Here is a 6,634-nt window from a genome sequence, read left to right as displayed (position 1 = left end):
CACCCAACAGCCTATAATTTATATTATGTTAAATTCATTGTATGGCATTCATTTCTAGTCCCTAACTTAGTGATTCTCATGAGTACTCACAATTGCGGCCTACTCTGAAACACTAGGTATATTATTATGTGTAATTATGATGTAAAACATTTAAAAAAGCGACAACAGCGGCTGGACTTAAAAAACGTCGCACTCAACTTATCTAAGCTAGTTAATAACTTACTTTGTATTTATCTGTACGTCATTAGATTCTGACCAAATTCTTAACTCTTCCAAGATATGTAAAGCTGACTTCCCAAAATCAGTAAGTTCATAAGTAACTGCTATGGGTCTATCGCTTATAACTTTTCTAATTACCATACCTTCGTCTTCAAGTTCCTTGAGGCGCTGATCAACCATTTTTTTTGTTGCGCCGCCCAGCATTCGAGTCAAATCATTAAACCGGACTGGCTCATCTTTTAAATGATAAATGATAGATCCTTTCCATTTTCCGCCGATTAAACGCATGCCTTTTTCAATCGCACAAGGTTCCATACACGCGTTATAAACTTTTTTTCTTCCCTTACTATCTGTTTCTATAGAACTTTCCATAATTACTCACTTATTTGTTCTAGGTTACTAAAAGTATACTAATTGATTGTTGTTAAAAGGTATATAAAATATACCACAAGTAACCATTCAAAATAAATTTTAATTTTGGAGAAACACAGATGAGCAATATTTTAATTATCAATGGTCACCAGTATTACCCTTTTTCTGAAGGTAAGCTTAACAGTACCTTAGTCGATAAAGCTGCAAGCTTATTGAACGCAAAAGGTCACAATACACGCATAGTAACAATGTCTGAAACTATAGATGTTGAAAAAGAACTAGAGAATCATCAATGGGCTGACATCGTTATTCTTCAAACCCCGGTAAATTGGATGGGCGTTACTTGGTCGTTCAAGAAATACATGGATGAAGTCTACACAGCGGGTATGGGCGGCGCATTATGTGTTGGTGATGGTCGTGACGCATCTGCGCCGAAAAAGAACTATGGCATGGGTGGTACACTAACTAATACAAAATACATGATGTCCCTGACGCTCAATGCGCCAGAAGAATCGTTCAATGATGAAAGCGAATTCTTCAATGGAAAATCAATTGATGACCTATTGTTCCCTATGCACATGAACTTTAAGTTCTTTGGTATGAAGCCAATGGAAACATTTGCATGCTTTGACGTGATGAAAAATGCAGATGTAGAAAGCGACTTCAAGCGTTTTGAAACTCACATTAACAAACACTTTTAAGGAACATTCATGAGCGTTGAATATACTAGTAAATTGCACGCAGGAGCTGATTTCCCTGTAATTGAAGCAAAGCTATTAAACGGTGATATTGAAAAGCTTTCTACTCCTGAAAATGGTTTGGATTGGAAGATGGTTGTTGTTTACAGAGGCCAGCATTGTCCTCTTTGTACACGATACCTCAATCAATTAGAAAATGCGAAAGACCTACTCGCTCAAACAGGAGTAGATTTGATTGCCGTTTCTGGCGACAGCAAAGAACAATTGGAAAGTCATATGGAAAGGCTTAATGTGACTTTCCCTATCGCATACGGCCTTACTGTTGAACAGATGGAAGAACTCGGGTTGTATATATCAGATCCAAGATCGCCTGAAGAAACAGATCATCCATTCGCTGAGCCGGGACTATTTGTAGTCAATAATAAAGGAAAAGTTCACGTAGTGGACATTTCAAACAACCCATTTGTGAGACCAGAACTTCAGTCATTGAGTAGTGGCTTAGATTGGATACGAAATCCTGCTAACAACTACCCTATTCGTGGTATGCATAAATAGGAGTTTTTATGAAAAAAGTTGTATTTACTGCTGTTATTTCAGCTCTTTTGTTTGGAAATGCTCTCGCAAGAGATACGAAAGTCGAGTCTGCACACATAGCGTCTCCAAATCAATATGAACTTCTACTTGATAACGAAGTAGTTACCGTACTCAAGATGACACTTAAGCCGGGTGAACAGGATAATTGGCATAAACACAATGCTGAGACTGTTTACTTCGAAAAAGGTGGCAAGGCGACGATAACGACAAGTGAAAAAGGCATGACTTTGGAGATCCCGGATGGCTATGTGATGTGGCATGACCAATGGGAACATCAAGTTAAAAATGTTGGTGATACAACAATCACTGCAATTATCGTTGAAAAGAAATAATCATGTCAAAGATACAAAATTAACGATTGATATCGTTTCTGATGTGGTTTGGGTGTGTAATTGGCTATGGCCGCTTAAAAGCAGCATTAGCCAATTTTGGTACTAAACAAGAGATAGCAACTTTCGAACTCGTACTAAATCAATATTTAAAATAGAGACAGTTAATTATGTTTACTTACTATGAGTCGGATACAGCTCCTGAAGAATCGAAATCATTGATGGAACAATCTTTAGCTGGCTTTGGGATGACCCCAAATCTCCACAAGATTTTAGCTGAGGCTCCAGCAACGTATATAGCGCACAATCAAACCTTTACAAGCTCCATGAAAGAACCAACTTTTAGAATAATTGCCACTATTGTGTTTCGGACTATACATGGATGATGAAGTCATTAAAATAACTAAAACTCTTAATTATGAGTTATTTCGTAACCTGGTGATTCACTTCGCGATATGACACCGACTTGCTATCTTGAGGCTGCATAAAATTTTACGGAATAGCTGTACTAAATTGGGTGGTGTTACAATACCGTTGTCCAAAGCACTATTAAAATTGTCTCTCCATAAGCAGCTAACGTTTTTAACCGTTGTGCTAATTATTAGGAAAAGACATCGTCTACTTAGGGTAGATGCTATAAAATAAAAAATTAGTTCTTAACTAAGTGTTTACAGTTAACACTCTACAGATCAACAATAGTAAAGAGAACATCTTTAAAGATTGAGCTCAAAATACTTTTGTAGTTGAAGATATTTTAGCTGCAAATAAGATGGTTGATGCGGTCTTGCAAAATTGTGTTTTCAGGCGAGATCTGTTCACCGGAGCGTGGCCTTCTAAGACATAAACAATCCTTATCATTATTGTGGGAGAAAGTACCTAGATATAACTCAATGACGTAATGGTTGGAGCTGTTGATGAAGGGACGCATTTTATGACTAAAAGGAAATCTCTATGTTTAAAAATATACTACTTCCAATCGCTGTAACTATGTTTTGTATTAGTGCGGCTAATGCTCTAACTCCATTAGAAGAGCGTGCTCGTGTTTCTAGGATGAATGCAGATCTACTGTTGCCTGATGGTTCTACATTAAATGTAGACGTGTCGTTCGATTGTGGTAGCGACTATAAAAATACGGCGCTTATGGTGATGAGTGACTCTGGAGCTCAGCTATTAGCGGCAGCCTACACACATTTATATGGTGTTGAAGCTGGCGAAGCAGTAATGCATTCTTGGAATAATAAAAAGAATGAAACTGATCCTCGTAAACCCACCTATTTGTTTGTACTTGCAGAGCGTGAAAAACAGTTTAACTGGACAAAATCACAAAGTAGCAATCAAAAACTTAACAAAAGCTTAAAGAGTGTTACAATGGAGCGTAATATGGTTGATGAAACGGTAGTTGATGATACTAAAATCGATTTGCCTATTGTCGTAGCGGGTTGTGGCGTAAGAGATCACAATGCATACGAGGTCAACTAGGAAGTAAGGCCAGCTCTTGTGGTTGGCCGCATTTTTTTGAATGGATTGTCTCATGCGTATCTTCGTATTTTTATTTCTTACTGCCCTTTCATTGCAGTTACAAGCGTTCCAATTTGAACATCTAAATGGCGTCGTTCATGACTCAAACGATAACTTTTATTTGTCCTCACACAATGGAGTATATAGATACGATGGCCGTCATTTTCTTCCTTTAAGTAAAGCTGCTGGATTACCAAGTGGTTTAGTGCGCGATATCAAGTTGCAACATAAGACTTTGTTTTCGTTGTACTCCCATGGTGACGTTTGGAGCACGAACCTAACAAGCCTAGAATCAAAAAAAATAGCTTCTGTGGAAGCGACAAAACTAGCGTTAACAAACTCATCACTTTTCACTTTAGGAAAATATGATGTTAAAAGGATTGATATAGATTCTGGCGTAGTTAGCACAATATACAGCAGTTCAAGCCGAGTTTTAGATATTGACGCGTTTGCAAATTTAGCTTACCTAATGACCAGAGATGGTGTGTTTTTAATACAAGATGGTGTAATCAAAACCGTTGAAGCGCTAAGCATCTATGATGGCAATTTAGCGGCAACACCGCATGGTGTTGTTTACTTCGTTAATAATAGGATGAGTTACTACTCTACCCTACAGCAGCGGCTTATCTCTAATATGGAAATAGACAATGCTGATAATATCGTATTTGCAGCTCCCTATTTTATCTATTTTACTGATAACGAAAGCGTCAATGAAGTTACGCTCACAGACCTAGGTATTACAAGAACAGGCATTAACACTAAGAAAAAGAACTACAGTAAACTGCATGTGGATAGCAAAAATAGGGTGTGGGGTTTAGGTCTAAACACATTCGAGCCTATTGAAGTGGGTCTTAAGTCTTCTGAGGTGTCTTTAGGGTCTAAATACAACGTACTTGAAGGCGTTGCTGGCGAATTATGGGTTGGCACTACCAAAGGTATTTACCGAAAGGCCGACAGAAATCATTTTGAGCCATTAACCTGGTTAAATAATCAAATATCTGCTCAGGCATTTGAGGTAACGGCCTTTCAACTCTTTAATCGCGGTCTCGCAATAGGAACTAATATGGGAACCTATTTTGTGGACTTAGCCAGTAAGAAGGTAACAAGAGTCCATGATGATTATGTACTTAACTTTTCAGTTATAGATAACACTTTGCATATCGCAACAAATGGTTATGGAGTCGTGGAAGTTAACTCACACTTAGAATTGATTGTAGATAAAAAACTTAGACAATTGCTTCCTAGTTTAGAAGTTTTAGACATTAATCACAGCGGTAACTATATCTATGCAAGCACCAAACAAGGGTTATTGATTGTTGATACTCAAGATTGGACGCGCAGTTTATTTGAAGACGGTGTAGTTGTCACTGATAGTTTTGTTACAGAGGAGGGATTATTCGCAGCGACTTATGGAAATGGTGTCTGGTTTAAACCCAATAGCGGTGCTTGGCAGAAGTTAAGCTCACCAAATTTTGTTAAGGAATTTGTCGAGTTTAACGACAATCTATATTTAGCGACCAACAATGGCGTGCACATTTTAGAAAGGGGCGCAGAATATACGAAATTAGTACCTGGAACAAAGACGCACTCTTTTACGATAGGTAGTCTTAAGGTTTTGGGTGACAAGCTTTATGCAGCCAGTTCAGATTTTATATTTGAGCTTACAACGGCCCCCTCTATCGGCCTTTATGCGCCAAAGGTGACAAGCGTAATCCTCGATGGTAAAACCAATTTGGAGTTTTCTGGATTAGTGAGTCAGCATTCAGCCATTGAGATAACCATTAGCGACTACAATTTTGTGGATCAGCATGTAAATTCGTTTGAAGCAAATATAAACGATAGTGGGTGGCAAAAATTGTTAGCTGCGGGAATACAGCTTAGCAATCTCAAACCTGGCGGATACGAAATTTTGTTCAGAGTTGAGAGTAAGGGGCGCTATAGTGATGTTACGGCATTAGCTTTTAATGTGGCTGCGCCGTGGTATTCAACACCCTTAGCTATTTCAATATACGCTGTTTTGATCTTTATTTTAGTGATAATGATTTCTGTCTATATATATATTTGGGTACAGAGTTTTCATAAAGTTTTCAGGAATAATCAACGCCAATATCAAAAAGAAGACTTGAGTGATGCTGTCCTTAAAGTTGCCGAGGCTAAAAAGTTGTGTAGCGGTAATGACATTATGATTTCAGAAGGTTTAAATAAACTCGACCAGGCACTTTTGAAGCTAGAACCGCTAGCAAGAGGTCACGCTGCACTTGGGAAAGAAAAACTTGGTGTCGCTATTGGTATGTTGCAGGCCCATTGTTCATATATGAGCGATATGGAACTCGAGTTCAATATCTCCATTGGTGATACGCAGCTTAAAAAGCAGTTGGAAAAGGATATCTATAGTGTAACCTATCACTGTATTGATAATGCACTGAAGCATTCAAAAGCAACACAACTTTGTCTGTCTATTAGTAAACAACAAGATCAAATTCATGTCGTCATTTCTGATAATGGTAAGGGAATGGCACTTTATTCGCGACTGCACTTTGGATTGGGACTCTACACTATAAAACAAATTGCGAAAAGTTATAAAGCTAAGTTAAATATTAAGAGTTCAAAAAAAGGAACTTCTATTCGCTTTGTGTTTCCTCTTTTGGAAATTGGCAGGCCCAGTAAAGAGGAAATTCAAAAAGAAATATTGGAAAGGCTGCAGGATTAGACACCCTACTAATCTCTTTTTATCTTAAAGATTTAGCAGCAATGCAAAAGCTTTCGACCAAAACGAAAAAAGCGAGGGATCCCCTCGCCTTGCTAATTGCTGTTTTAGACTTACTCGCAGTAATTCGCTACATACGTTAAGTCGTTAATGTGCTCTGGGGCATCCATAACAAAGGTTGCTTGTGCCGTACTTGG

Annotated in this window: 6 protein-coding genes; 5 read left to right on the top strand and 1 reads right to left on the bottom strand. The window is 38.1% G+C overall.

Annotation, left to right across the window (positions count from 1 at the left end; translation table 11 throughout):
- Positions 1 to 219 precede the first annotated feature (219 nt).
- The gene (locus CWC03_RS21455; RefSeq protein ID WP_138583594.1) at positions 220 to 591 is read right to left on the bottom strand and encodes a winged helix-turn-helix transcriptional regulator; all 372 of its coding nucleotides are present in this window, start codon (positions 589 to 591) and stop codon (positions 220 to 222) included.
- 119 nt (positions 592 to 710) lie between these two features.
- Between CWC03_RS21455 and CWC03_RS21450 the strand changes: the two genes are divergently transcribed.
- The 5 genes from CWC03_RS21450 (at position 711) to CWC03_RS21430 (ending at position 6,440) form a co-directional block, all read left to right on the top strand.
- Positions 711 to 1,292 carry an NAD(P)H-dependent oxidoreductase gene (locus CWC03_RS21450; RefSeq protein ID WP_138583593.1) on the top strand — a complete coding sequence of 194 codons (582 nt, stop codon included), beginning with the start codon at positions 711 to 713 and terminating at the stop codon, positions 1,290 to 1,292.
- 9 nt (positions 1,293 to 1,301) lie between these two features.
- Positions 1,302 to 1,844: a peroxiredoxin-like family protein gene (locus CWC03_RS21445; protein WP_138583592.1), complete on the top strand. Its 543-nt coding sequence runs from the start codon at positions 1,302 to 1,304 to the stop codon at positions 1,842 to 1,844.
- 8 nt (positions 1,845 to 1,852) lie between these two features.
- Entirely contained in the window at positions 1,853 to 2,215 is a 363-nt protein-coding gene (locus CWC03_RS21440; RefSeq protein ID WP_138583591.1) for a cupin domain-containing protein, read from the top strand.
- A gap of 948 nt (positions 2,216 to 3,163) precedes the next feature.
- Positions 3,164 to 3,691, top strand: coding sequence for a hypothetical protein (locus CWC03_RS21435; protein WP_138583590.1), 528 nt, complete (start codon positions 3,164 to 3,166; stop codon positions 3,689 to 3,691).
- Between the two features lie 52 nt (positions 3,692 to 3,743).
- Positions 3,744 to 6,440 (top strand): sensor histidine kinase, encoded by a 2,697-nt coding sequence (locus CWC03_RS21430; protein WP_138583589.1) that lies wholly within the window; start codon positions 3,744 to 3,746, stop codon positions 6,438 to 6,440.
- Positions 6,441 to 6,634 lie beyond the last annotated feature (194 nt).

Source organism: Pseudoalteromonas sp. S2755, assembly GCF_005886535.1.
Classification (GTDB): Bacteria; Pseudomonadota; Gammaproteobacteria; order Enterobacterales; family Alteromonadaceae; genus Pseudoalteromonas.
The sequence above is the reverse complement of the archived record's forward strand: the minus strand, read 5'-3'. Positions and strand labels throughout refer to the sequence as shown.